General features: G+C 61.9%; 22 protein-coding genes and 1 pseudogene. 10 read left to right on the top strand and 13 right to left on the bottom strand.

The annotated features are described in order from the left end of the window. Nucleotides 1–6 precede the first annotated feature (6 nt). Nucleotides 7–636: a hypothetical protein gene (locus tag LFT45_RS10475; RefSeq protein WP_236808428.1), complete on the bottom strand. Its 630-nt coding sequence runs from the start codon at nucleotides 634–636 to the stop codon at nucleotides 7–9. Between the two features lie 102 nt (nucleotides 637–738). On the opposite strand from LFT45_RS10475, the pseudogene LFT45_RS23515 reads away from it, so the two are divergent. Both LFT45_RS23515 and LFT45_RS23275 read left to right on the top strand, forming a co-directional pair. Continuing rightward, nucleotides 739–1,143: pseudogene (locus LFT45_RS23515) on the top strand (DUF6226 family protein); the annotation flags it as partial. Nucleotides 1,144–1,241: 98 nt separating this feature from the next. Further along, complete coding sequence (locus LFT45_RS23275) at nucleotides 1,242–1,517, top strand: DUF6226 family protein (protein ID WP_272912836.1); 276 nt, start codon at nucleotides 1,242–1,244, stop codon at nucleotides 1,515–1,517. A gap of 89 nt (nucleotides 1,518–1,606) precedes the next feature. On the opposite strand, the gene LFT45_RS10485 is transcribed toward LFT45_RS23275, so the two are convergent. Further along, complete coding sequence (locus LFT45_RS10485) at nucleotides 1,607–1,780, bottom strand: hypothetical protein (RefSeq protein WP_236808430.1); 174 nt, start codon at nucleotides 1,778–1,780, stop codon at nucleotides 1,607–1,609. Between the two features lie 249 nt (nucleotides 1,781–2,029). On the opposite strand from LFT45_RS10485, the gene LFT45_RS10490 reads away from it, so the two are divergent. Then, nucleotides 2,030–2,203, top strand: coding sequence for a hypothetical protein (locus tag LFT45_RS10490; RefSeq protein WP_236808438.1), 174 nt, complete (start codon nucleotides 2,030–2,032; stop codon nucleotides 2,201–2,203). 704 nt (nucleotides 2,204–2,907) lie between these two features. Here LFT45_RS10490 and LFT45_RS10495 read toward each other — a convergent pair. Next, entirely contained in the window at nucleotides 2,908–3,615 is a 708-nt protein-coding gene (locus tag LFT45_RS10495) for an AfsR/SARP family transcriptional regulator (protein ID WP_236808439.1), read from the bottom strand. A gap of 413 nt (nucleotides 3,616–4,028) precedes the next feature. On the opposite strand from LFT45_RS10495, the gene LFT45_RS10500 reads away from it, so the two are divergent. Continuing rightward, nucleotides 4,029–4,295 (top strand): hypothetical protein, encoded by a 267-nt coding sequence (locus LFT45_RS10500; protein WP_236808441.1) that lies wholly within the window; start codon nucleotides 4,029–4,031, stop codon nucleotides 4,293–4,295. Between the two features lie 115 nt (nucleotides 4,296–4,410). Here LFT45_RS10500 and LFT45_RS10505 read toward each other — a convergent pair whose 3' ends face one another. From LFT45_RS10505 to LFT45_RS10525, 5 genes are all read right to left on the bottom strand, one after another. Beyond that, nucleotides 4,411–4,863, bottom strand: coding sequence for a hypothetical protein (locus LFT45_RS10505; protein WP_236808442.1), 453 nt, complete (start codon nucleotides 4,861–4,863; stop codon nucleotides 4,411–4,413). A gap of 30 nt (nucleotides 4,864–4,893) precedes the next feature. Beyond that, nucleotides 4,894–5,172 (bottom strand): O-antigen ligase family protein, encoded by a 279-nt coding sequence (locus LFT45_RS10510; protein ID WP_236808444.1) that lies wholly within the window; start codon nucleotides 5,170–5,172, stop codon nucleotides 4,894–4,896. A 23-nt stretch (nucleotides 5,173–5,195) separates the two neighbouring features. Continuing rightward, a complete protein-coding gene (locus tag LFT45_RS10515; protein WP_236808445.1) occupies nucleotides 5,196–5,750 on the bottom strand; it encodes a DUF3090 domain-containing protein in 555 nt (184 codons plus the stop codon). 760 nt (nucleotides 5,751–6,510) lie between these two features. Beyond that, a complete protein-coding gene (locus LFT45_RS10520) occupies nucleotides 6,511–7,923 on the bottom strand; it encodes a ferredoxin reductase (protein WP_236808447.1) in 1,413 nt (470 codons plus the stop codon). Next, a complete protein-coding gene (locus LFT45_RS10525; protein ID WP_236808449.1) occupies nucleotides 7,920–9,224 on the bottom strand; it encodes an aromatic ring-hydroxylating oxygenase subunit alpha in 1,305 nt (434 codons plus the stop codon). Before LFT45_RS10525 ends, LFT45_RS10520 begins: the two co-directional genes overlap by 4 nt. A 153-nt stretch (nucleotides 9,225–9,377) precedes the next feature. On the opposite strand from LFT45_RS10525, the gene LFT45_RS10530 reads away from it, so the two are divergent. From LFT45_RS10530 to LFT45_RS10540, 3 genes are all read left to right on the top strand, one after another. Beyond that, nucleotides 9,378–10,310 (top strand): LysR family transcriptional regulator, encoded by a 933-nt coding sequence (locus LFT45_RS10530; protein WP_236808451.1) that lies wholly within the window; start codon nucleotides 9,378–9,380, stop codon nucleotides 10,308–10,310. 394 nt (nucleotides 10,311–10,704) lie between these two features. Then, a complete protein-coding gene (locus tag LFT45_RS10535) occupies nucleotides 10,705–12,543 on the top strand; it encodes a sensor histidine kinase (RefSeq protein WP_236808458.1) in 1,839 nt (612 codons plus the stop codon). Beyond that, nucleotides 12,540–13,211, top strand: coding sequence for a response regulator transcription factor (locus LFT45_RS10540; protein ID WP_236808460.1), 672 nt, complete (start codon nucleotides 12,540–12,542; stop codon nucleotides 13,209–13,211). Before LFT45_RS10535 ends, LFT45_RS10540 begins: the two co-directional genes overlap by 4 nt. A 47-nt stretch (nucleotides 13,212–13,258) precedes the next feature. Here the strand turns inward: LFT45_RS10540 and LFT45_RS10545 are convergent, their stop codons facing one another. Then, nucleotides 13,259–13,675 carry a hypothetical protein gene (locus LFT45_RS10545; RefSeq protein WP_236808462.1) on the bottom strand — a complete coding sequence of 139 codons (417 nt, stop codon included), beginning with the start codon at nucleotides 13,673–13,675 and terminating at the stop codon, nucleotides 13,259–13,261. Nucleotides 13,676–13,992: 317 nt separating this feature from the next. Here LFT45_RS10545 and LFT45_RS10550 point away from each other — a divergent pair, with 317 nt between their 5' ends. Together LFT45_RS10550 and LFT45_RS10555 are read left to right on the top strand one after the other, a co-directional pair. Then, nucleotides 13,993–15,159, top strand: coding sequence for a patatin-like phospholipase family protein (locus LFT45_RS10550; protein ID WP_236808469.1), 1,167 nt, complete (start codon nucleotides 13,993–13,995; stop codon nucleotides 15,157–15,159). Nucleotides 15,160–15,175: 16 nt separating this feature from the next. Continuing rightward, nucleotides 15,176–15,565 (top strand): hypothetical protein, encoded by a 390-nt coding sequence (locus LFT45_RS10555; RefSeq protein WP_236808476.1) that lies wholly within the window; start codon nucleotides 15,176–15,178, stop codon nucleotides 15,563–15,565. Between the two features lie 66 nt (nucleotides 15,566–15,631). Here LFT45_RS10555 and LFT45_RS10560 read toward each other — a convergent pair whose 3' ends face one another. From LFT45_RS10560 to LFT45_RS10570, 3 genes are read right to left on the bottom strand one after another with little or no spacing between them, the layout of a single operon-like run. Next, complete coding sequence (locus LFT45_RS10560; protein WP_236808483.1) at nucleotides 15,632–17,863, bottom strand: FHA domain-containing protein; 2,232 nt, start codon at nucleotides 17,861–17,863, stop codon at nucleotides 15,632–15,634. A 45-nt stretch (nucleotides 17,864–17,908) separates the two neighbouring features. Further along, nucleotides 17,909–19,513, bottom strand: coding sequence for a serine/threonine-protein kinase (locus tag LFT45_RS10565; protein ID WP_236808485.1), 1,605 nt, complete (start codon nucleotides 19,511–19,513; stop codon nucleotides 17,909–17,911). Between the two features lie 3 nt (nucleotides 19,514–19,516). Then, nucleotides 19,517–21,205 carry a zinc ribbon domain-containing protein gene (locus LFT45_RS10570; RefSeq protein ID WP_236808487.1) on the bottom strand — a complete coding sequence of 563 codons (1,689 nt, stop codon included), beginning with the start codon at nucleotides 21,203–21,205 and terminating at the stop codon, nucleotides 19,517–19,519. A gap of 419 nt (nucleotides 21,206–21,624) precedes the next feature. Between LFT45_RS10570 and LFT45_RS10575 the strand changes: the two genes are divergently transcribed. Further along, on the top strand, nucleotides 21,625–23,952 hold the full coding sequence (locus tag LFT45_RS10575; RefSeq protein WP_236808489.1) for a toll/interleukin-1 receptor domain-containing protein: 2,328 nt from the start codon (nucleotides 21,625–21,627) through the stop codon (nucleotides 23,950–23,952). Here LFT45_RS10575 and LFT45_RS10580 read toward each other — a convergent pair. Continuing rightward, nucleotides 23,949–25,814 carry a glycoside hydrolase family 15 protein gene (locus tag LFT45_RS10580; RefSeq protein ID WP_236808496.1) on the bottom strand — a complete coding sequence of 622 codons (1,866 nt, stop codon included), beginning with the start codon at nucleotides 25,812–25,814 and terminating at the stop codon, nucleotides 23,949–23,951. The genes LFT45_RS10575 and LFT45_RS10580 overlap by 4 nt on opposite strands. Between the last annotated feature and the right edge of the window lie 388 nt (nucleotides 25,815–26,202).

Genomic DNA, 26,202 nt, shown 5'->3' on the forward strand with positions numbered 1-26,202 from the left:
TCCGCGTCACTTGCGGGGCGGCAAGACGAATTCGATGCACTTAGGGCTGCTGGAATCGCAGTTCTCCGGGTAGATCAGGTACACCATCTGATTCAACCGGAACTTATGGTTGGAATCGCGGCACTTGTAGTCACTTGGTGTGACGGTGCTGGGATCCTTGGTGGGCCTCTCGCAGGAGAACTCGTGGGGATTCACGACGTCGCCACCGAGATAGTCGCCGCCGCGAGGTAAATAATCTGTGTCGTCCGATTGGTTCTTGGTAGTGAGGAGTTGTCTGAAGTGTTTAGCCTGACAGTTGTAGGTTTCGTACTTGTCCGACCACACACACCTCATCTTGACAGGCGGCACAGTTCGACCCCCCTCCAGGTTGAACACATTCGCCACCACGGAGACCTTTGAGCCTTTCTTATTATGGTTGGCGGAGGCCGAGTCGGAGCTCGTAAGCGCCACGAAACCCGCCAACATCATCGCCGTCAAGGCCGCAAAGAACAGGGCGGACCACCGTCCCCTCGCCGTGTGACCTGGCTTCGTCATCTCACCCCCGAAGTGAAATGTTTCAACTGGTGGGTTGGAATAAGCGTCATTTTTGGATGCGGTGGACTTAGAAAGAGCCGTTTCCGGCGATGAATCACGCATCACTTGCTCCAATCTGAGGGGCATAAAGTCCCTTCAGAGTGAAGCTATCAAAACCGCCGTTATTCCAGCGTTACTCTTGACGCTTTCCCAACAGGGGGAACTATGCACGGTCCTGTCGTCGGCGCGATCCCGCGAGCGTCTGCTCTCTGGGGTCACAGAAAGCCGGGTTCGGCGTGGGCTCCAAGAACGGCTTGCTCGTCGTGGCTATGGCGCTACCCCGCGGGAGGACAGCCCCGCTGCGCCCGACCGGCCCTGCCGGTCGCGGCGTACTACTCCGCACAGGGCGAACCCATCCCGTATGGGCGGCGGTCGGGCGATGACGATACTCCGGAGATCTCCTACAGTGTGGACAGCCATCCCGAGCGGTTTGCCGGGCTCCACGTCGTCGCCCGGGCACTGATCGGGTACCTGTCTGCCGTGTACGACGTCGGATTCGACAGTGATCCGGCCCACGCGGCGGATCTGCTCAGGGATGATCAGGACACGGTGGAGGCGGTGCGGGTCACGTCGCGGAGGCCCGGCACGGCGCCGGTGACGTTTGTCTTCACCGGGTATCCGGGAGTTATGGTGTGCACGCGGGGGTGTTGCATGACTTCTCGTTTCCGGTGTGCGGCTGTGATGCATGTGACCAGACCGCAAGGTCCGAGGCGGACCGGTTGGAATTGCTGGTGTTGGCGGTGGCCGCTGGCAGTTACAGCGAAGGCTATCCGCTGGGCAGCCGACGATGGATGGACTATGGACTGACTGCGGTGGACGGTTCCGCTACTGAAGGCGGCCGCAGCGAATCCGGCTCGGTGTCAGTTGCACGGCTTCGGGACGCAGGGACCCGGCTCCGGGACATCGTTGACGGATGGCGCCCCTGGCCCCTGCGCGGGACCTGAACCCGAGACAAGCCCGGACTCGGGCCCTTCTGCCCTGACGTCGAGCAGCGCTGGTCCGCCGGTCCCGCGGTGCAATCCGGGGGATGGGGTCAGTTCTTGCAGGTCACGTTGAGGTGGAAGGGTGCGTCGCTGAGTCCTCCGCTGAGGTTTTTGGTTGCGATGTAGACGCCTTTGCTGCTTACGTGGCCGCCTGCGGTGAAGACCAGGTGTGGGCGGAAGACCAGTTGGTCGCCTGGGTGGCCGATGATGGCGGTGTAGCGCATTTGCTGACGTTGGTTTTGAAGGTGACCTCGTAGCGTACTAGCCCGAGTCTGGTCGCGGACTGTGCCGTGCCGCGGATCAGTGTCCGGTTACAGTCCATGCGCGGCCGCCCCTAAGATCGACCACGATGATGTTCGACGTGCGTGCGCGCTTCAGTCCCTTGATGATGTGTTGCGCCGGAGTCTCCGATAACTGGGTTGGGTGTGACGTTCGGAGGCGCGAGAACCAGATTCTGCGCTCCGGCAGCGGCCGTGAGCGCCACCTTTACCTGCCCGACTTCGACGGAGCCGGCCGGCTGCGCCGATGCCCTCCAGCAGAAGCAGCACGATGGGGAGAACGGTGAGGCCGACGATGCCGAGCAGCACCCACCAGGTTTCGACCTTGTCGAAATGCAACAGCTCGCGGAGCATGCCCCAAGCCGCTAACAGTGCGACCAAGACGAGTAAAGGCGATGAGCATGGTAAGGGGTGGTTCAAAGGGCCAAAAACGTCTGGATGCGGTGCGGCGTCGCGTCTTGCTTGTGGTGACCACAGATCAGCTACCCTGCTCGGGCGGCAAATACGCCAGCAAAACAATCGACAGGTAGCTATGCCGGGCCGGTAGGGACCCAGATTTGATCTCAGGAACGTCATGTCGATCTTGCGGATGGCGGCGCCAAACGCCGCCGGACTACCGATGTGGATGTACAGAGCGTTGTACGATTCATCGAGTCCGGGGAACGCCTGCGGTTCGTCGTTGGTGCGACCCGACATTCTTTGCTGTGATTCCGACTTGGATATATCAACCGCTGCTGCAACTCGCTCTGAGCTTTCCTTACGGTGGCCAGCCCTGCAGTGCTACGAGGTGGTTCGCGGGATTCTTCTCTGTGTCGTGGCTGACGACAACCGTAGGAATGAGTCTTCTTCGATCCCCGCTTGCACGTCAGCTCGGGGGAGCCGACGTCGACAAACATACTTCTGATCCGAGACGACATGAACGAGACGACAAAGCATCGGGGATGTGGGCTTGACGGTTCAGCTCCCGCGACGCGGGAAGCGCTCCCGACGCCTTGCCGCACGGGAGCTGCGATCCCTCGGGGACCCGTAGATGGCCCAAGCGTGACAGAAAGGGGACGGGGCGACCTACGTCGCTATACCCGGATACGCTGCGCAAGCCTGGAAAGATGCCTTGAGGGCTGCACGCCGAGTTCGGCGGCCAGGAGTGCCTTGAAGGATTCAAAGGCATGCAGTGCTCCGGGGCGATTACCAAGCTCCAGTTCGGCGTGCATCAGGAACCCGATGCTGGTTTCGTGGAGGGGCTCGAGTTCGAGTGCGTTTTGAGCGGCCTCGGCAGCCTTTGCAGCTTCCCCCTGCTCGAGCCATCGGCCAGCGTGCAGCACCAAGGCGCGCAGCCGGATGTTCCGTAACCGGTTTTGCTCGAGTACGACCCAGTCTTCATACCAGCCGGGGAGCAGCTCAGCGCGCTGCAGTTGCGATAAACATCCATCTGGGGCAGAGCATGATTCTGATAGCTCACAGGCCCTGAGATGGTCGAGAAATTGGTGGAGGTCCACGCTCAGGCTGTTCGTCAAGGAGAGAATCGGGCCGTCGGCCACAATCAGTCCGGGACTTTGGCGCGACATCAGATGCACGCTTACGCGCAGACTTTCTAAGGCGCGGACTTCAGGGCTGTCCGGCCACAGGAGTCCGCTGAGATAGCGGCGGGGGCGGGGGCCGATTAGCGCCAACGCGCTGACCAGCCGCTGCTGTCTGGACGGGACATGAATTTCGGCTGGCCCGCAAAATAGTTGCCAGCGTTGCAACAGCTTCAGCTGAAAGTGGGCGCCGTCCTGTTCCATTAAGTCCCCCAACGCGGCTGCCGGCGACCCATGAGACACTTTGGTTGGTCCGCTGCAGAGGCGCAGTATGACGGCACCCACCTGGGGCCGTCGCTGGTTGCTATCCGTTCCTGCTCATCACCCTGCACCCCAGCCTACCGGCGCCTCAGGAAGGCTCCATTACCTCCTTCTGGCTACGAGTTCTGCCAATCGACAAATTATCTCATCAGAATAAAGAAGAAAACTAAAATTGCGTCATCGCGCGATTCCGTCAACGAACCGAGGGTGTTCGGTGCCCGTTGCGTGTCAGCTCCGACACGAGTTGAAGGCCGTCGCAGCTGCATATCTTGTGCCCTTCTTGATTGTCGGCGTCTCGAATCTTGAGGCAAATGTGGCAGCGTCCTAATGAGAGCTTTCTACCCTTCTTGTTGCGGATGGAAGGGCAGAACGAAGGTGAGCGATCTCAGGGGAAAGGCAAGGTGCGTGCTGTGGCTTTGGTGACGGACGACGGGGTAGTCGGAGGAGGGGAGGCGACCATGGTGATCAACGTGTGGTTCGAAGCCGGTCATGCCTTGCCTTTTCGGGCGCGTCTTACTTCGACTACTGGAGGTGCGCCTGAAACGGTGACCAGTTATGCCGCAACCCGTGAGGCTGTTCTGTCCAGTGTCGAGAAATGGCTCCGCAATCTGCAGAAAACCTAGCCAGAGAAAACATGCCGGTGCGAGCACTCGTTAAATCTCTAAGCGGGACCTGGGCGGGGCCGCGGGCCGCGGGCCCGCGGGCGGTTCTAAGGCTGTTCCGCGCTTCATCCCTTCCTCATCGATGGCCCTCTGCATGGGGCCGGTGAAAACGGCTGCGCGGCCGGTCAAAGCCCTGCGGGCTGAAAAGTTCTTGTATCTTGGCCTTGGAGGTAAATGCGAAGTCGCGGATGATCTCGACATTGCTCCACTGGCCATCTCGGCCGCCGAATCGTCGGACGTCGAGCTTGCCCTTGCCGTCGACATTCGCCAGCCCCCCCGCGGGCGGGCCTAGGTCAGCTTTTTCGCAGTGCGTGGGTGTGTGCGCTGGGCAGATCCGCTGCGGGCGACCGGAGGCCGGAAGGTGTCCTGTCACGCCCAAGACGGTCAGGGCGGCGGCGGTTAGCGTGAGCGCCGTGATCCGAAGCGTGAAGTCAGTCAGGCCGGAGACGAGGAGGGCGAGTGCGGCGGACTGGGACCAGCGATTGCAGTCGATCGGTCGGGGCACCGATCGGAGGGCAACGACGGCCACGGCGAGTGTGAGCCCGATGCCAACAAGCCCCTACTCTATTCCCCACTGCCGGATCTCGTTGTGGGCATGCGTGGTGACCCGCGCGCCAGGGAAGCCAGGGGAAAAGGGTGCTGGCGCCGGTCCCTCGCCCAGCAGCGGATGGTCGGCGATGCGCTGCAGCGATTCCCGCCAAAGGTCAGGCCGGTCCTGGTGATCCTCCATGGCGGTGCGCCAGATCACCGCCGTCACGCCGACGGAGAAACCTGTCGCTGCAAGCAGGCACCGTAGCCATCCCGCGTGGACCGTGGCGAAGCCGAAGAGAAGTGCCATGGCAATCAATCACGGCGTCTTCATTAGACCTCGGGAGGAGTGCAGATATGTCCGTCGACGTCTACGGGGTAACCGCAGAGCGGGCATATGGGACGTCCGGCGTCTACTACCTTACGTGTGCGCTTGGCGAAGGCGCGAGCGGTGCCTACCGGCATCCGTACCAACAGCATTTCAGGTACTTCAGCGCCGTCGTGATCATGGGATTCGCTGTTGTCACCAGTGTCGACATCGGCGATGTGGTAAGCCTCTATGACCACATGCGCCGTCGTCGGATCCCAGCCTAGGCTCATCGCGCCGGTGCGAAACTGCTCCTGAACGGGTTCGAGTGGATCGTTGTCGACCAATTCGATGGGAGTCCTGCTGGGAACACTGAAGCGGTTGCCTTCGACGGTGATGAGCTGATAGAGAATCTCGTCAATTTTCTCGGCGAGCAGAGCGGACTGCTGCTTCTCCAGAGCAATAGAAACAATTTGCGTCCCTGAGCGTACCTGCAGATAGAACGTGCGCGCGCCAGGAACGCCGACGGTGCCGATGACGACGCGATCAGGCCAGACAAACTCGTGAACACGTGTAGGCATGGCAGTATTTTAGGCGCCATGAGGTGCATTAGACGGTCCATTGGCCCTGCCATTCCAGGTCCCTGCTCGAAGACTGTGTAATCCCGCGTACTCGGCACCGAGGAAGCATCCCGTATTTAGGCGGCACGGTCACACTGGTTGGGAGTCCTTCGCCGGGCGAGAAAAAAGCAAGAAGTAACCCGAAGAGGTCAATCGGCTGGATATGGGCGGATTGCGCTCCACGTCCACCTATTGGTTACGAGATGATCGGCACGCCCGCGTTGGATGCCGGTGGAGGCAAGCCATCGCACCATGCGGTCTCCGAAGCGTCCCAGGGCTTCTGCGAACTACGGTGTTGCGGCCGCGGCCGCGAGCCCGCCGCTATATTCAGCGGCACCAGGACGGTCCTGTTCGGGTCGACAGTCGCTTCAACGCAAGAGCGTCCAAGGGCCCGTCAACCGTCATTAGCGGCCTGCCATCGCCACCACCTACGATAAGCGCGCCTTCATCTACCTGCCGGCCTCATCCAGCACTGAGCACCTCGCATGCGCATAATCCACGCTGACAATGATCCGATGCACCGCCCCCGAACTTCCCCTCCGATAGTGGCCGGTTAGAACCTAGGACTTTTCGATAGGGCAGGTCAGGGAACGGCGATTTAGTTTCTAATCTGACGGCTTTTGAGCGGCTGCCTGACGTCAGGCGGGGGTGTACTATCCACTTGTATTCTTGCCGTGACAACAATCCCTGATGCCGTCAGGCCTACAGCAGCTGGAAGCGGTTAGGCATCGATCACCATATCGGTCCGCGCGGTGGAGCAGCAGGGCAGGAACTTGCCGGCATCGATTTCCCGTGCTCGGATCCCGCCCTGGTGGTTCATCTCGACTTCCCCGGAAAGCTTGACGATCTTGCAGGAGCCGCACATCCCTTCCTTGCAGTTCGCGCCGATCCTGACGCCTGAACGTTGGGCTACCCCGAGGATGTGTTCGTCGGGGTCGATGCGTACATTGATGCCGGTGCGCACGAAGGACAGGGTGAGGCTTCCCGTTCCGACCGTGTCGAAGCTCGAGGCATCAGGGGACACGGTCTCCGGCCCCACGTTCGAACTTCCGTCGGGGGCTTCGGAATAGGGCGCCGTGTCCATGAGTTCCAGCGGCAGCCCCGTGGCCTTCAGGGGTCCCTCGGCGTTGTAGCCGGGTTCGTAGAGCCCGAACGCTGTGGGCTGGCTTTCATAATAGTCCTCGGCGGAATCTGCGATTTCCTCGGCGATTTCCTCGGCAATGTCCTCTGCAAGCGCGATCTCCGCCTGGTATTCAAGGAGCGTCTGGCGATCTCCCGAGAAGAATTCCATGTTGATGGAGGTGTCGTCGACGCCGACCTTCCCCAGTAGCTCGGTGGCGGTGTTCAGGTAACCCTCGGGGCCGCAGGCATAGACCTGGCGGCCATTGGCATCGGGGGCAACCTCGTCGAGCATGGCCGCCGTCAGCCTTCCGCTGAGCCATTCCCACCCTTCGGGTTTGCTGCGGTCACCCAGCGCGTAGAAGACCTTGACTCGCGAGTCCACGGAGGCGATGTAGGCAAGCTCCTGGTGGAAGGCATATCCTCCGGCCTCCGCTCCGTGGTAGAGCACCACGACATCGGCCTGTCCGGGCAGGGAGTGGATGGTCCGCACCATCGACATGATGGGGGTGATTCCTGCGCCGGCGGCCAGCAAGAGGTACCGTGCCCGGCGGTCGGCGTCAGGCAGGTGGAACGCCCCGACCGGTCCGAGCATCTCGAGGACGGTGCCGGGTTTGACGTTCTCGTGCACCCAGGGTGAGACGAGTCCAGTGGGGTCGCGTTTGACTGTGATGTTGAAGGTCCACGGCTGGGTGGGCGAACTGGACAGCGAGTAGCTGCGGTCCACCGGATCCTGGTCCTCGCCGTTTACGGGAAAGGCGACGTTCACGTACTGGCCCGCACGGAACGCCAGGGGCGCACCGTCGCAGCGGCGGAACACGAAGGTCATCATGCCGCCCGCCTCGGGAACGACCTCGACGCATTCCGCCGTGAACTCCTGCGGATGCCAGGGGCCCAATGCGTGGGCAGCGCGGGCGGGTCCCTCGGTGCTGCCCATCACCCTGTTCCACGGCATCTCAAGGCCGCGGATGCGCTGTGGTTCCTGGATTGCCGTGTCGGGGCGGAGTTCAATCATGCCAAGTGCTCCTGCACACGCTGTACGTACCAGTTGATGAACGCCTCGACCTGGTATTCGCTCTTCATGTAGGGGCCGGGCTCGTAGGCGGGGCTGCTGGCGCCCTTCTGGCACAGCTCCACGAACGCCTTGTCCTGCAGATTTGTCTGCTTCCAGGTGTAGGTGAGTTTCTCCAGATCGTAATCCACGCCTTCCACGGCGTCGTCAGCCACCAGCCAAGTGGTGCGTACCAGTGTCTGGTGTTCGTTGACGGGGAAGACGGCGAACGTGATGACGTGGTCCCCGAGGAAATGGAACCAGCTGTTGGGCTGCAGGTGCATCGAGCAGCGGCCAAGGCGGAAGTCCCGCAAGTCACCGAGCAGCTTCTTGGAGAGCCTGCGCCCATCGGCCGAGAACGATTCGCCCTCACCGTCAAGCGATTCCCGTGAGATGCGGATTCCAGCTATGCGCGTGTCGAGCTCCTCGACGACCTCATAGGGAAGGCCATAGCGCCTGCAACGCTCCTCGAGCGATGACTGCGCTTCCTTGTTACGGTCCCACACTTCCTCGAGATGGGCCGGGACCAGGCCCTCCGTCAGGCCCCAGGTGGGAAAGAGGGAGCACGCGAGCTCCGGGTGGCCGTCGCAGTGGTAGCACTCACGGTTGTTCTCCATGACGAGCTTCCAGTTGCCCTCCTCGATGATGTTCTGCTGGTAGGCGATTTTCGTCTTCGACAGATCGTGGGGCGCGAGGTAAGGCTCGAATATCTTTCCGGTTTCGTCGAAATCCGCCGGCGGTTCGTCCCCAATGCAGACGAAGATGAGTCCGGCGAACACGCGGCTGTGGGCGCGCTTGAGGCCGAAGCAGCCCTTGTCGAACTTCGTTTCCCCCGGTGCCGAGGCATGGATCAAATCTCCGTTGGGGGAGTAGGTCCAGGAGTGATAGCCGCATACAAGATTTCCCGTTGACCCCGCGGGTTCCGTCAGGACGCGGGCGCCGCGGTGGCGGCACACATTGTGCAGGACGTTAACGCCGCCGTCGTCGTTGCGCAGAACGATCAAGGAGTAGGGTCCGTAGTCGACGGTGACGTAGTCGCCCGGCTCCGGGAGCTCGGCGATGCTGGCAGCAAAGATCCAGTGCTTGCCAAAAATTGCCTGCATGTCGATGTTGAAAATCGTCGCATCAGCGTAGAAGGGGGCATCGAGGGAATATCCCGCGCGCCGGAGATCGAACAACTCGGTGATTTCCGCCAGCTGCTCGGCAGGCAACGATGAAGCGAGTTTTCCGCGCGAATTGAGGGGCAAGTTCACTGGAACAGACATGGGTTTCCTCCCGGGGGGCCTGGGTAGCGTGCGATTCGTGGGGACCACGGGTGGGCAGCTGGCGTTGTCGAAGCGTTTCTAGTTACGAGGTTAAGGAGGATGGACCTGCAACAAAAGCGCAAGATTTAGGAGATAATGGTGCACAATGGGTGCATGATTGATCCACGGCTAATAACACTTCGGGTGTTTGCCCGGTGCGGCACCGTTGGCGCAACCGCGGAGCTCACGGGTTATTCTCCCTCTGCCGTCTCCGCACAATTGCGGGAGCTCCAGCGCGTGCTTGGAATGCAACTGCTGACGAAGGACGGCCGGGGCGTGCGACTTACTGCCACGGGCCGCTTTCTCGTGGCGGGCTCGGACACCCTGATTGCGGAATGGGAGAGCCTGCGCGCCGCGGCTATGGAGGCCGGCGACCAGGTCCAGTCCCGTTTTGGGCTCGGTGGATTCTCCACGGCGGCCGCCCAATTGCTTGCGCCGCTGGCCGCCACGCTGCGCTCGACACGCCCCCTACTGGAGGTTCACGTACTCGAGGCCAACCCGGCCCGCTGCTTCGACTTGTTGGTCGCCGAGCGAATCGACCTCGCGGTTGTCGTCGCGATGCAGTCCGACACCTATGGTGAGGACGATCCGCGCTTCGAGCAGACCGTTCTGCTCGACGATCCCTTGGACGTGATCATTCCCTCCAACCATCCACTGGCATCGCGGGAGACGGTGACGCTCGAAGAGCTGGCGTCGGAACCCTGGATCACCGAGGCGACCGGTTCCACCTACCATGCCCTATTCACCGCGGCGTTCACGGCAGTCGGGGTGACGCCGCGGATTGCCCATGAGGCCGTTGAATGGGAAACCCAGATCGCCTTCGTTGGTGCGGGGCTGGGCGTGGGCCTGCTGCCGCGGCTGGCGCCCCTGCGTAGTGCCGAAAACGTGGTTCGACTGCGCATTACTGGCAATGGGAAGCCCGCGCGCCGTATAGTCGCCGCGGTGCGCAGGGGCAGCATCGCATCGCCCCTGATCCAGGAGTCGCTCGGCATCCTGCAGGTCAGGGCCAGTCATATCCTCGCCGCCAGACCCGAAGACGATCTCTGAAATCGCATGGCGCGATTCGTTGCCGACGGGCCAGCAGGTCCAGAAGGTGGCGACACGTCCGCGCGGCCGCCCTTCTTCGCCGCGCTAAACGGGCCGCCCACCTAGTAGACAACCGCAGGACCCGGAATAGGTGTATTGCAGAGCCTGGCACCCGATGGTACAACGGAGTCAGCGCCGACTAGGTTGGCGGCGCTATGTCTTTGCAACCCGGGCTCAGGAAAAGTACCCGCGAAAAACACGGAGTTGGCCTGCTCCCTCCGTTATCTCAACTAGCCATATGCCTTCTCTTAGCGGTCCTCTTTGAGGGAATCTCAGCAGGGAGATTGGCGGAGGCCATGGATCTGGTCTTCACCGTAATGCATCCACCCTTAGGCCAGGTTCGAGGGGAGGTGTAATGACTCCACGCCAGCTCATTTGTGTGTTGGGGGTAACCGCAGGCGTCCTTGTCCTTGTCCTGGCTTCTGTTGACTGGTCGCCCACGGCACTTCAAGATCCCGCACGAACCATAGGCCTGAATGCCCAAGGCGTGGTTCGATGGGGCGAGCACCCGAACCGGGCACCGTTCTCAGCTCTTGAGTTGACGTTGTTTATAGGCGTGGGGCTTGCTTTCGTGGTGGCCGGAATCACCGCCTGGCATAGCCGGCCGGCGCGGAACCCGGGCGTCCTGTTGTGCGCTGCGGGCTGGCTGTGGCTGGCGGCGGGTATACGTCGCTCCAGTGACCCTCTGGCTTTCACGCTCGGGGTGACACTCACGCTCATGTATCAGCCGCCTTTGCTGCATCTGGCGCTCAGCTTTCCCTTGGGAGTGCTGCGCACCAGGGCCGAGAAGGCTGCGGTCGGTTTCTTCTTCGGTTCCTGGCTGGTGGCCTCCGTTCTGGGCTGGGCGTTCTTTGACCCGCGATTGCACGTTGCGGAGGGGGAGTCCACCTCCCGGAACCTGCTGCTTCTATGGGACAGCGCGGAGATCATGACCACTCTTGGTAATGCGATCCGCACGTTCCAGATCGCGGTGGGAGTCGCGATCGTGGTGATTCTCGTCGGCCGGTGGCGCACAGGGACGAAAGCATACAGGTCGTCATTCTTGCCGCTTTGGCTTGCGGTCATCGTAAAGACGGCGGCCACCGTCTGGGTGTCGCTGGCTGTAATCCAGCTGTCAGGGTCTTTGTCCATCGAGGCGCTACTCTGGCAGTATCCGGCAACGGCAATTGTGCCGCTCTCAGTTCTGTTGGGGCTTTGGCGCTACAGGTTTGCGCGGGGCACCCTGGGCGATCTGATGGTGGAAGTCGGCTCCGCCCCGATGAGTGACAGGCTGGTGGCGGCGCTACGCCGGTCCGTTCACGATCCAACCCTCACACTGCTCCGTTGGTTACCGGACAAGGCGTCCTTTGTCGACACCGCGGGAATCCCCCAGCCGTTGCCGGACGGTTCAACTGGGCGCGCCTCCATGGTGTTGGAGCGTCACGGGACACCGGTAGGGGCATTGGTTTTTGACGGCGCCCTCCAAGACCAGCCGCAATTGCTTGCCGCTGTGCGTAGCGCAACTTCCTTGGCACTTGAAAACCAGCAGATGGAACAACAGCTCAGGGAGCAGCTCGTTGAGGTCCGCCGGTCCCGGGAGCGGATCGTCACGGCAGGAGACTCCCGGCGTCGTCAGCTCGAACGGGATCTTCATGACGGCGCCCAGCAACGGCTGGTCGCGGTGTCCATGGAGCTCGCCCGGGCCAAACGCGCGACTGATCCTCAGGAATTACGAAGCCTGGTCGAGCAGGCAAGGGCCGATCTTTCGGACGCTCTTAATGAACTGCGCGAATTGGCCAGGGGTGTATATCCTCCTTCGTTGCGGGAAAGGGGTTTGGCGGGCTCCATCACCGCGCTGGCCGAGCGGTCAACATTGCCGGTGGAGCTGGATCTTCGGTCATGCAGCGGGCTGCCGGCTCACGTGGAGTTGGCCGCCTACTTCATCTGCGCCGAAGCCGTCACCAATGCCATTAAGTATGCGGAGGCGTCCTCGGTGCGAATCTGCATCGACGCATGTGAAAGAGAGTTGCGAATGGAGATAGTGGACGACGGCATTGGTGGTGCGCAGCCCGGCCCCGACGGCGGACTGCTGGGGGTTGCCGACCGGGCGGCGGCACTCGGCGGAACCTTGTCAATCGACAGTCCTGATGGTCGTGGTACGACAATACGCGCCATCCTTCCTTTCTCCACGGACCCGGAAAGCGACCTGCCATGACACTGCGTGTTGCCATTGCTGATGACTCGGCTTTGCTGCGCCGAGGACTGTCCGCCTTGCTGCAGTCGGAGGGACTGGAAGTCGTGGGCGAGGCTTCCGATGGAGCGAAATTGCTGGACGTGATTGATACACACGGTGCCGATGTCGCAGTGGTGGACATCCGCATGCCTCCCACGTACACGGTTGAGGGCATCCAGACCGCTGAGACCATAAAAAGCAGGTACCCCAAGACAGGCGTTCTCCTGCTGTCCCAGTACGTAGAGACGGAAAACGCGATGTCACTCCTGAAGAACGGGGCCAAAGGGCTGGGTTACCTGCTCAAGGAACGTGTGTCTGATGTTGACGAATTCGTTGACGCACTCCAGCGCGTTTCTGCTGGAGGCACGGCCATCGACCCTGATCTGGTGACACGGCTCGTGACCCGCCCACATGCAGGTCACACCCCAGGGGATGACCTCACGAGCCGGGAGCGGAGTGTCCTTGAACTCATGGCCGAAGGGCGCACCAATCAGGCAATAGGAAAGTCACTTTTTCTGGGCGAGCGGACCGTAGAGGCTCATATCCGAAGTATCTTCCTCAAACTCGACCTGAGGCCTGAACCCGAGGACCACAGGCGCGTGCTTGCCGTCCTCACGTACCTTCGGGGCGGCGGACTCCGCCGGGCATGACGAATAGTCCGCCAGACGCGTGGTTCCGGCTTGGGAAATCGCCGCCATCAGGCAGCGAACTCCACTTCCGCTGAAACGTTGTCGGTGGCTTCCCTGGCCATCTCGGCCGCCTTCAGCGGTGCCAAGAGGAGGGACCGCTGGGTGGCGGACAGCGCATGGGGCAGCGCCATTGCCAGATGTGCCAGGTGCAGCGCGGCCACGATGTAATGGGTGCCCGCAGCGCCTCCGAGCGATCGCACCACGCTGGTCCTGATCCGTTCAAGGCTCGGGGTATTCCCGTGATTGGCCAGAGCGATCCTGGCGAGCATGTGCTGCGGGTGTCTTTGGACGCGCTTGTCCATCTCGGCCACAGCCTGCAGCTGCCGCGCGGTCCAGTCACCGTCCAAAGGTATAGCGGGATCCTCCGGAGCCGTGCACAGCGCCAAACGGATCGCGTTGACCGGTGCAGGTGTTGTGGACAACATTGGCGCATTCCTTCGGACTGCTGGGGCCTGGCAATGGAACCTGTCGGTTAATCCTTGCCGTTTGATATGTCGATATTGCCTGCGGGCGGGCCCGGTCAGCATCCGTGCCAGTACGCATTTTGGCCGGAAAGAGATTGAACGTCCCGTTCCATGTGACGCCGGTTAGAACGGAATTGCTGCCGTTCCCTCCTGGTAGCCGGACCTGCACCAGGATCCACGCCTCGCACCGAAGAAGGCGGCGTCAACACCAGCGCTGCTTAGCAATCTACGTCCAGCTAGCATGGTGTTACTCAGCTCGACACGAGAAGAGGTGTTAGATGCCCTACCAAATACTGACTCGGGACCAGCATTTCCTCAGTGATGGTACGCCGAAGCGCATTCTTTCACTCGACGGCGGCGGGCTGAGGGGCATTTTGAGCCTCGGTATCTTGGAGAAGATCGAGGGCCTGCTACGCGAACGCCATGGCGCCGGCAACGACTTCCGTCTTGGCCACTACTTTGACTTGATTGCAGGCACATCCACCGGGGCGATCATAGCGGCAGCCCTTGCCCAGGGCTGGAGCGTCGGCGAACTCACGGACAAGTACTTCAGTCTCGGGCGGCGAGTCTTTGAACGAGGCCTTCTCCGCCAAATTCTTCTGCGGGCTAAGTACGACGAGCAGTCCCTGGTTGCCGAGTTGAAGGAGGTCTTCGGCGCGGACACGACTTTGGGCGGTCCCGAGCTGCTGACCGGCCTGCTGATAGTCATCAAGCGCTTGGACAGCGGTAGCCCTTGGCCGGTGTCCAACAACCCCCACGGCAGGTACTTTGTCGCAGCAAACAACGGCAGGATGGGAAACGGAGACTATCCCCTCTGGCAGGTTGTCCGGGCTTCCACCGCCGCGCCGTCCTATTTCAGGCCGGAAACCATCTCCATCACGGGCGGACGAAATGTGAGCCCGGTGACTGGCAGTTTCATCGATGGTGGGGCCAGTCCTTTCAACAACCCTGCACTTCAGGCCCTTATGTACGCCATTCTGGAAGGTTACCGAGTGGGCTGGGAGACCGGTTCAGACAAGCTGCTGCTCGTATCAGTCGGTACAGGTGCGGCCGATCCCGCTGTCAGTAAGGCCAAACTGACGGCAAGCCACGCCCTGCGGGCGCTGAAATCTGTGCTGCAGGACTGCGCGGTTCAGCAGGAAACAATGCTCCAGTGGATGTCCGCCAGCCCAACGGCAAGGATCATCGATCGGGAACTGGGCGGGCTGGAGGGCGATCTGCTAAATGGTGCGCCAGTGATGAGTTATTTGCGTTATAACGTGGACCTGCGGCCGGAGAGTGTGCGGACGCTGGACGGAACCCTTGCCGCGATGGACACCACAGCGCTTAGCGCCATGGATGCGCCGGGCAACATGGAGGTCCTGCACCGGCTGGGCGGGCTGGCCGCGGCACGGGATGTGCGGGACACTGATTTTGGTACGGTTTTTGACCTGCCACCGGCGTAAACGGAAGGGACGACTCATGAGCGAGCTCCGCCGCTACAGACGCCTACCGGACCAGTACGTCGTCGCAATTCCTTTGCGCCTAGACACCGATGGGTTCAGCTACCGCAAGTGGGGCGGCGAGCAGCAATGCAAGCCTGGTGACTGGCTGGTGGACGACGACGGCGACATCCACACCGTCGACGCGGACGTCTTCGCTGCCACCTACAGCCAGATCCGCCGAGGTGCCTACGTCAAATCCACCCCCGTTTGGGCCGAATTTGCCCATGAGGCGGGCAGCGTGGCCACCAAGGAAGGCCGCACCAGCTACAACAAAGGCGACGTCATCGTGTTCAACAACGAAGACGGCACCGACGGTTACGCCATGACCGCCGAAAGATTCAATTCACGCTACGAACCCGACGAATGAGGTTGCAGGACTGGTTAGCCGGTCAGCGGAACTACTAAGAAAAGCGTCGGGCGTGTCAGCTGCAACTTATTTCCATGCATTCCGGGTTGCTGATCGTTGCAGTGCCCAGGCCGCCAATGCGATGAATGCCAAGGCCTGGAGGCTCAGAAAGGCAATGTCGATGAGCCACTGCTGGGCCGTTGGGTCGTACAGCTGGTCTGCTTCGGCTGCGGGCGGTTTCTGGAGGCCTGTGGTCGCGGCTGTGGCGGCGTACCCAAAGCGCGCAGGCAGCAGCCACGACACTTGTTCCAAGCCGACGCGTCCGGATAGTGCAAACAGCCCACCACACAGAACAAGCTGCGCCGTGACCATGGCGAGGAGTGCTGGCATGGTCTGCGCCGTCGATGTGGCCGAGGCTGAGACGACAAGGCCGGCTACCGTCATGGTGATGCCGACAGCCGCCACCGCCACCGCAACTTCGATGTGTCCGCTACCCAACACGAGGGCGTCGTCGGGACCTGGGTGTCCAAGAAGCACCAGCATGGTGAAGACCGCGCATTGGCAGGCGACCAGCACTCCGAGAACCAAGACCTTGCTGAGCAGATATGCGCCAGGAGACAGGCCGGCCGCCAGCTCCCGCCGGTAGATGGGCCGTTCTGCCACCAACTCCCGTACTCCTAGCGCCGCACCCATGAGAGCGGCCCCGACGACGAGTACGATCAGGCGCTGTTGAATCTGTTTAAGATCGTTAATGGCCCCGTTGACGGAGAGTCCTGCCTGGCCCGGAATAGCAAGTGCCATCAGCCCCAGCACCACTGGCATGCCGATGAGGAAAATGACGGTAAGCCGGTCAGCCGCAACGACCGCCGCGTTGCGGCGGATCAGTGTCCATAGCTGGCGTCCACGAGCGGCACGTGGCGGCGGGGGCAAGTCGCCCGCAGGAAGCGCAACCGCTGCGGACGTGGTACGCGCCAAGTAAGTGTCCCGGGCAGGTGCTAGCGTATTACGGCCTGCCCACGTCTGGTCCTCCAACGCCGCCAAGGCTTCGGCGTAGTTGTCCACGCCGAAGAACGGGAGCACTTCAGCGGGTGGCCCGAAAAATGCTACCCGTCCGCTCGGGGCAAGGACCAGGACACGGTCGCACACGTCCAAGACTGGGACGCTTTGGGTCACCACCAGCACGACTCGGCTGGCGTCAGCGAGTGCACGGAGGCTGCCGATGACTTGCTTGTCCAGTCCGGGATCTAGTCCGGTGGTGGGTTGGTCTAGGAACAGGAGCTGGGGGGCGGTGAGCATCTCCAAAGCGATTGCCGTCCGCTTGCGCTGACCCCAGGATAGGGAGTCGATCCGCTGATTCATGTGCTGTGTTAGGTCCACCTCCGCAAGGACGTGGCTAACCCGCTCCTCCAACTCTGAGGCGCTCGTGTCGGGCGGTAGGCGCAGTTGAGCTGCGAAATGCAGGGCGCGCCGAACCGTGAGCTGACGGTGAAGGATGTCCTCCTGCGGCACCAGTCCCACGAGAAAGCGCATGTGTGCGTACTCCGCATAGAGATCTCGACCGTTCCATGTTACGTGTCCCCGGGATGCCTGTTGCAGTCCTGTCACGGCGCCCAGAAGTGCTGATTTTGCTTGGACGGAGGGGCCGATAACGGCGACCAGTGTGCCCGCGGCCACACTCATTGACACGTCGTCGAGTAGAGGGTCGCCTGCTCTGGTGGTGACTTCCAGATGGCGGACACTGAACATTGGACGATGAGGCGAAGGGCTCGCAATCTGCACGCCATTCCAGACCAGTGTGGTGGAACCCACACCGATTTGGTCACCAACCCGAAGTGTCGCTTCGCCGTCGACACGGTCCCCGTTTAGGAAAGTCCCGTTGAAGCTGCCTTCATCGCGTAGAACTGCTTGTTCGCTCATCGCTATCGTGGCATGTCGTCGAGACACCAGCGGGTCGCGTACGACGATGTCACAAGATCGCGAGCGCCCGACGCTTAGGACACGCTGCCTTCCTGGCTCGTGCAGCGGTTCTGCGGTGAGAAGCAGTTCAGGTCCGTCCAGCGCGCCAAGGCGCAAGCGTAGGCCCTCGGGATGAAGCGGTACGGGCCGGTCGAGGGCCTCCTCTGCGCCGACAATCCAGGTGCCGTTTCGGCTGGTCTGGTCGGCCACCCACCAACCGTCTGTGCTGTGCCATATGCGAACATGCCCGTGGCTGACGCGCTCGTCATTGAGGCGCACATCGGCGTGCTGGCCCCTACCTATTTCAATTTCGTGTGAAGGCGGAAAGCGCCAGTCGTGCCCGTCCATGTGGATGTGGAGCAAGGGTTCGCTCCTGGATGGAGTCGGGCGCTCTGTCATGGCTTCGCCTCATTTTGTCCGACGCAGGGAACCAGCGACCTTATCGAAAACCCCCGTGTTCTTCTCGAAGAGCGAAGACGGCGCGAAGAACACGAGGAGTTGGCTGCTATCCGTCTCCAAGACACAGACACGCACCTGCAGGATCACTGACGACGACAGGGGAAGTGTCCCTTCCATGACCTGACCCTTGACCTCCCCGATGGTTGCGGTCCCACGATCAACCAACCGGGCGTCCGTGCCGGGCAGAAGTGCTTCGGCGGTACTGACCCGGGCGGACGGAGACTGCGCGCTTAGCACTGAGGCCTGGTGGTAGATGGTAAGCCCCACGACACTGGCCGGGTCCTGGGTTGCGGTTCGGGCAGCGGTTGCAGGGCCGTCTGGCTCGTCAGCGAATAGCGCCGTGACGTCTGCAGGAGACAGCACGCTGACCGTACTGTCACCCTCCGCTCCGCTGCGCGATGTCCAGCTTTTGGGGACTTGGAGCGTGTAGGGGACTCCCTTGGTGCTGAAGGTCACTCGCTCGTCCGCGGAGGGCCCCTGCGGGAGAACCAGCACGGCTGCCAAGATCAGGACGAGCGCGGCCACCAGCGAGCCAAGTATCCAAGGGCTCACCCGCCTTGCGGACCGGACGAGTAGCCGCCTCTGGACCTGCCCTCGATGGCGTGCGGATGGTGCTTTAGTGGGCCGTGCCGTGGCGGCGTGCTGTACTTCCGGTGAGCTGGCGGGGACGCTGTTCGCGGCGACGGGCTCCCATGTTGGCAGACTTCGAAGGGTATCCATAGCGTCGATGAGGGCGCCGCACGAGGCGGGCCGTTCTTCCCGGTCTTTTGCCATGCCGGCCTGAATAGCGAGTCCGATCACTGTAGGGACCTCCGGCCGCTCCGCGCAGAGTAGCGGTGGCTCCTCCGTCATGTGGGCCCACAGCTGGGCGGAGTCGTCGTCGTAATCAAACGGAGGGTGGCCAGCCAGCAACGCGTATCCAACGCAGGCCAGCGCGTAAACGTCCGCTCTACCGTCAACGTCGTCACCCCGGATCTGTTCGGGAGCGACGTAGTCCAACGTACCAAGGAAGTGGCCTGCAGTGGTTACACCCGTGGCGGACGACGCGCGCTTCGTTAGGCCAAAATCGGTTAGGTAGACATGCCGGTGGCCATACACCTGATCGTCGGAAAGCAGTATGTTTCCTGGTTTGATGTCCCGGTGTACGAGCCCCGCATCGTGTGCGGCGTCCAAAGCGGAGGCGGTGTCTGCAAGGACGCGCATCACTTCGGCCAGTGGAAGTGCGCCACGGGTGTCCAGTTCCTCCTTTAGATCCGTACCGTGGACGTAGCGCATGGCAATGTACAACAAGCCGGATGATTCCCCCGCCCCGTATATAGGAAGAATGTTCGGGTGGTCGACGGACGCTGCCAGCCGGGATTCGCGGACGAAGCGTTGCCTGAACTTGTCGTTCGCCGCAAGTTCTGGTGCCAGCAGCTTTAGGGCAACGGGGCGGTTGAGTTGGACATCGAACGCTCTGTACACAACACCCATGCCACCACGGGCGATCATCGACTCAATCCGGTAGCCGGCCAGTTCCATTCCTGGATCGAGGTAGTTGGGCTTCAAACCCATGATTCATCCGATCCGTTGGCCACAACCGACGCAGAATTGCCATTCCGGCTGAAGCTGCCGGCCGCACCTGAAGCAGAACGCCGATACCTCGCTCACGGCACGGGGTGCAAGCGGCCCTGCATAGCGCGTTCCGCCCGCGCCCGGACGTGCGCCGTCGTTGGCGTTATGACCCGAGTTCGAGGCTGGTGGTGTTGCGAATTGCATGGCCGCCGGCGACTGCGGTGGCCTGAAATGCTCTCCCGCGTCAGTTCGACCCGAGTGGTATTTACCCGGCCCGGCCCGCTCATCGGTGTCCCCGACTTTGGTAAGCTCGGTCCGCTCGACGCTCGCTCGGGAATGGCTCGGAGCCATGGGCCCAGCCCTCAATGGCTTCGGGGCTGGAGCGCCCGAGGCCACGGGAGGGCTACTATCGGCGCCGGGGGCAGTGGCGACAGCAGCCCTCCGCCGCATTAGGACCACGCTTACCCCGATGACTGCCAGAATCACGGCGCCCGCGAGGACGGCTAGAAGCGGCCCGGGCAACGACGCCGCCGAGGCGGCGTCCTCTGAAGTCTGTGCCTGGCCCGCCGGAGCGCGCGTGGCACCTTGCGCACGGGCCTCGGCGAGGCGGTTCCTTGCCAAGGCGGAGTCGAAATACGTCAAGGACTCCTGAAGCGCACTTTCTGCTGACCCGCCCTGGTTGCCTGCCGCGAGATGGTCGATGCCCCTACGGAAAACGGCGTCAAACCGCGAAGGAGACACCTGGATTCCCGCCTTCGCTAACGCGGCCTTGATGGCCGCGGCCGGCACGAGCGTGGCCTTTCCATCAGGTTGGCGCGAACCCGCCAGACCGAGAACCTGTCCTGTCGACCGATCGACTACCGGACCGCCGGCCACGCCGTCCCTCAGTGGCCCGGCGAGATCCGTCGCGAACCCTATGCGGTTGCCGGCCATGTCAACCGTAGCTGGAAACTCAGCCGGAGAAACCGCCGCTAAGGGACGCTTTGTGAAGCCCAGCAGGACGCCGCCGATTTTGGCCGCGGCGGTTGTAGCCAGCGCGGCGGTTGGTGCCGCACCACCTCCGCTTATTCGAATAAGCGCGACGTCGTTTGGCTTGGACGGCTTGTTAAGCAACTCGGCAATGACGTCTCCTGGCTTGGACGTGTAGGTGTGCACGTGGTACTGGGGCACCCGGAAGAGGATGCAGTGACTCACCTTCTTGTAGCAGTGTTGAAGGTGCGGCCCCCAGTGGGGGTCGGGCGTGGAGCCCCGAATCGCTGGGTTCCCATTGTTGCCGACAATGGGTACGTGAATCACGTTGGCAAACAACTCGTTCGCGGAGTAGACAGCGACAGCATCCTCGTCGACCGTGAGGCTCTCCCAAGTGGTGGCCACGACCCCGTCAGCAGAAAGCAGTATCCCGGTGGCGGACTTCAGCGGCACGACGGACCGACCCTGGGAAATCATCGCTACCCCAGTGGAAGCGTCGATGTGCGCGATCTCCGCCACTGCCACTAGTTCTATTCGTACGAGGGCTGCCTTTGATCCCTCCATGCCGCTTTGGAGGGTGGCGGTTGGCGAAGGGGCGGGACTACTGGCCCCCGTCACGCCGGCCGCGACGACGAACGCAAGCAGGACCTTGAGCAGCGAGACCAAGGAATGCAGAATGCCGAGTCTCACCACGGTTTCTCTGTTGAAGATCACAGTTCCCATTGCCGCTAGCCCCCTTCCATTGCCGGTCAGGGGTTACCCAGACCGTATGGTGAGACCATATGCATGAAACTATATGGGTGAGGCTAACACGCACCGCGATACATCGGAAGACACCGATTGGCTCGTAAGCTGGTGCCGCCCATCATTGCAGTGGAATGCTCCCCGGGTGCACCATTGACGCCATGCGAAGGTCTGCGCTCTACTGCCTGTGGAGGATCGAGCCTGTGCCTCCCCCGGTCGGAGGAGGTGCGCGGCGCACTAGCCCCCACCTGCTTACCTGGATGCCGTGCTCTGAACTATTACTGTCCGTGGGTGAAACGCAGCGGCCGTCGGATTTACAGGCGAGGTTGAAGCCTAGCTTCCCCTTGTTCACTAAAGTTGCTGCTCCGCGGAGACAACTGCTGTAGTGGGGCGATCGCATGTCACGCATCTTCCTGAGCCATTCGAGCCGGGACACTGCTCAGGCCATCGCGCTGAAGCGGTGGCTGGTCGAGCAGGACGCTGGCCTAACGGACGAGATATTTCTCGATCTGGATCCGGTAACCGGTATCCAGCCCGGCGAGCGTTGGAAGGAAGCCCTTCGACGCTCCAATGCGCGGTGCGAGGCCGTGATTTGCCTGCTGTCCCGGCACTGGGAGGCATCAGCCGAATGTAGGACCGAGTTCAGGACGGCCGAGTCCCTGAACAAACTGATCCTGTGCGCCAGGCTCGAGCCTTCGACGCAACCGGGTGTTACTGGAGAATGGCAGCGCTGTGATCTTTTCGGAGACGGCCCCAGCACACAAATTCCGGTGGACGGCGCCGACCGATTTGTCACATTCGAGACGGAGGGTTTGCAGCGGCTGCGCCGAGGGCTTCAGAAGGCGGGCATCGGAGCGGAACACTTTGTGTGGCCACCAACAAATGATCTCAACCGTGCGCCTTACCGGGGTTGGCAGCCGCTGGAGGAAACGGACGCTGCAGTGTTCTTTGGCCGCGACGGGCAGATTATCAGGGCTTTAGATGAGCTGCGGGGGATGCGCAGTTCCGGTATAGAGTCGCTGTTCATGATTCTGGGTCCTTCGGGCGCCGGTAAGTCGTCGTTCCTGCGGGCCGGTTTGCTGCCCCGCCTGAAACGGGACGACCGGCACTTTGTGGTGTCGGAGATCATGCGCCCCGAGCGCAACGCGCTGACGGGGGAGCAGGGTTTCGCCCACTCGATTCATGCGTTGCGACGCAGTGTGGGATTGAATCAGCCTTCACTGGCCGAAATCAAGGATGCCTGCCTTGCAAAAGACGCAGAACGGCTCCGGGACTGGCTGGCGGAGGCGAGAAAGACAGCAGCCTTCCACCTGCCTACGGAGACAGGCGAAACACCCCAGCCCACCCTGGTGTTGCCCTTGGATCAGGCCGAGGAGCTTTTCAACGTGGACGCCGGACCCCAGGCCCCCCGGTTTCTGGAACTCCTGGGACTGTTACTTGGCGGTGACGGAGGCCCCGGGCCCGCATTGTTTGTTGCTGCCACCATCCGGGCGGATCGGTACGAGATGATGCAAACTGCGCCGGCACTGGCGAATGTCGGCGCCCGAGTTTTCAATGAACTCAGGCCGATGCCTGTGGCCCAGTTCAAGGAGGTCATCCTGGGACCAGCCGCACGGGCTACGGCGGCCGGCCGGCCCCTGAGGGTACAGCCCGATTTAGTCGACCGGCTTCTTGCTGAGTCAGCGGAGGGTGCGGACACCCTGCCATTACTCTCGCTAACCCTCGCCCGACTGTATGCCGACTTCGAAGGGGCAGGGGAACTGACCTTGAACGGATATGAGGCCATTGGCGGCATGAACAGTGTCGTGCAGACAGAAATAGACGCAGTGCTTGCGCGGGAACCCATGGAGCGTCAGGCCCAGCTCGAGCAACTGCACAGGGCATTTATTCCTTGGCTGGCGACCATCAACCCGGACAATGATCAGCCCATGCGCCGCGTCGCGCGGCTGACGGACCTTCCGGCGCAGGCCCGGCCGCTGATTGATCTGTTGGTGGCCAGACGCCTGCTGGTCAAAGACATCCGTGGTGGCGATGCCGTCGTTGAGGTGGCTCTCGAAAGCTTGCTGCGCCAGTGGAAGGAACTGGCCGGCTGGCTGGCCAACGAACGGCAGGACCTCAAGGAGGCGGACAATATTGAACGCGCCGCTGCGGCATGGGAAACCAGCCGCCGCGGAAACGCCTGGTTGCTGGAGGGGGTCAGGCTGACTGGTGCAGAGGTGCTGGCCTCGAAGCCTGGGTTCCGCCACCGCCTGAAGACTGCCCGGGATTTCCTTATCGCCTCCAGAAGGCGGGAGAACGAACGAATAGTCGCGGCGAAACGGGCCGAGCTTCAGGCCGCTCGAGAGAAGCAGGAAGCCGCAGAGATGCAGGCATCGGTACTGCGGAAAAGCGCCCGCATGCTGAAAGCGGTCCTCATTGCTGTGATTCTGATAGCGGCAGTTTCCGTCACCGGCTTCGTGCGTGCCACTATCGCAGCAGGAGAGGCCTCGGCGCGCACCTGCGGGGCAAGCCCGATACTGCTGCCAGCTGAGACACCCGGGATGCCACAGATCCTGGCCCCGCGAGCTTTGACGGAACGCGTGGTGAACCAGTTACCGGCGTATCAGGGTTCACTGAACAGCGCCGCCTTCCACCTGGACGGCTGGCGGCTCGTCTCCAATCGCGCCGAGCGAACGGTCTGGTTTCGGGACGTGGGAGCCGGGGTCCCTCGGGAAATCAGCCACTAGGACGGAAGACCCGAAGGCCCTGCGCTCGCATGTGATTCCCCGGCCCCTTTCGCATCGGCCCCCATAGTGGCCCCGTTCAGAGCGTCGGCAGCCCTGATCAGGGTTAGGTGCGAGAATGCCTGCGGATAATTTCCTGCCATTCGGCTGCCGGTCGTATCGTATTCCTCGCTTAGCAGTCCCAAGTCACTGCTGCAACCGATGAGCCTGTCCATAAGCCTCTTTGCCTCCGGTACCCGGCCCGACCGGGCGTACTGCTCAACGAGCCAGAAGGAGCAGGCAAGGAACGGGTATTCCCCTGGTGCAAGCCCATCGGGGCAGGCTTCCGTTCGATAGCGAACCAGCAGGCCGCTCCCGTCAAGCAGGTCGTGTTCCAAACGGGACACCGTGCCGAGCATTCTTTCGTCGTCGTAGGCCAGAAAGCCTACCTGCGGCAGAACCAAGAGGGATGCGTCCACTTCGGTGTCCCCATAGGTCTGCGTGAAGGAGTTTATGTCAGTGTTGAAACCCTGTTCCATGATTTCTGCGCGGAGCTGCTCCCGGAGTTCCGACCACCGCGTGGCCGGGCCTTCAAGCCCGTGCTCCTCTACTGCCTTGACCCCACAATCCATTGCGGCCCACATCATGACACGGGAATGAGTGAAGAACCGCTGCTCGCCGCGCATTTCCCAGATGCCGTGGTCCATACGGCTGATATTGTTTTCGACGAACCAAAGCATGTTTCTCTGGAGCGGCCAGGAGAAATGATCCTCGTGAACGCCACGCTCGCGGAGTTTCGCCAGGGCCGCCATGACTTCACCAACAACGTCGCCTTGGTATTGGTAGACCGCCCGATTGCCGATCCGCACTGGGCCGGATCCCTCGTAACCCGGCAGGTGACCTAGGACCCGCTCCGGCAGCTCCCGCTCGCCGCCTATGCCATACATGATTTGCAGATCGCGCGGGTCCCCGGCCACTGCTCGCAGTAGCCAGTTTCTCCAGCACAGTGCCTCCTGTTGGAAGCCATGGGTCATCATGGCTTCCAAGGTCAACGCGGCATCACGTAGCCAGCAATAGCGGTAGTCCCAGTTGCGTTGGCCGCCGAACTGTTCAGGCAGCGATGTGGTGGGCGCAGCCACAATGCCCCCGGTCCTTTCGTGCGTCAGCGCGCGCAGGACGAGCAGCGAGCGTTGTACTTGCTCGTCATAGTTACCTTGCGAGACGTAGTTGCTGGACCATCTTTTCCAGTAGGTGCCGGTCGTCTGCAGCGCCAGGTCTACGTCGACTGCCGCCGGCGGAACCTCGTGGGAGGAGAAAGCACGCAGCTGCAGATCGATGGTCTGGCCAGCTTCCACAGTGAAAGTCCCTACATGCGAATAATCGGAGGCGGCGTGGGGGAGAACTTCCGCCCGCAGCACGACAGCCTGGGGCCCGGCGACAGCCAGCAGCGCCTCTCCGTCGTCGTCGTATATTCGATGGACCCAGGGCAGAATCTTTCCGTACCCAAAGCGCAGTTGCAGTTCCTGGCGCATCAGAACGCAACCTTCAAGCCCTTGAATTCTGCGAACCAAGGTAGTGCCGCTTACCCCGATCGGCATGAACTCTGTCACCAACACTTCACCGCTGCCGGTTCTCCACCGAGTTTCTAAAATAAACGTGGAGCGCCTGTACCGCCGCGCTACTTCCGCGGACCCTTCGGTCCGCTCCTCGCCGCCAGATGGTGCGAGGAGCCACCGGCCATGGTTTTCGGTTCCGACCAAGGCACCGAAAACGGATTCAGAATCGAACCTCGGCAAACAGAGCCAGTCAACGCTGCCCGTTCGGGAAATTAGCGCCCCGGTGCGAAGATCGGATATGAAGCCGTATTCCTCGATCGGTCGGGTCATGTCGCTAACTCAACCACAATCGACTGTGCCACGCAGCCAAATTCCGGACCGAATCTAGGAGCGCTAGCGGAAATCGTGGCCGCCCGCGGTCGGCCAGCCGCCTGGCGCCCGTCGCTCGATTTCTTCGTCGGCGAATGGCCGCCGTGGCGGAGGCGTTGTGGCAACACCTTCGCTTCCGCGTGCGGTGTCCCGCCGGATCATTACGTTTGTAGTGCGGGTTGGCAGAAACGCTGTTCCGGTAGATCTTGGTGCAGCCGTTCGGATACGTCCAATGGTGGTGGTCGGGCTGTGGGCGGTGTGGTCTTTGACCTGCATGTTTGTGGATCTGCCCATAGGGCAGGGGCAGCGCCGCGGATCCGGTGGACCCAGTCACCAAAAGACACCGAAT

The organism is Arthrobacter sp. FW305-BF8 (genome assembly GCF_021789315.1).
GTDB lineage: Bacteria > Actinomycetota > Actinomycetes > Actinomycetales > Micrococcaceae > Arthrobacter.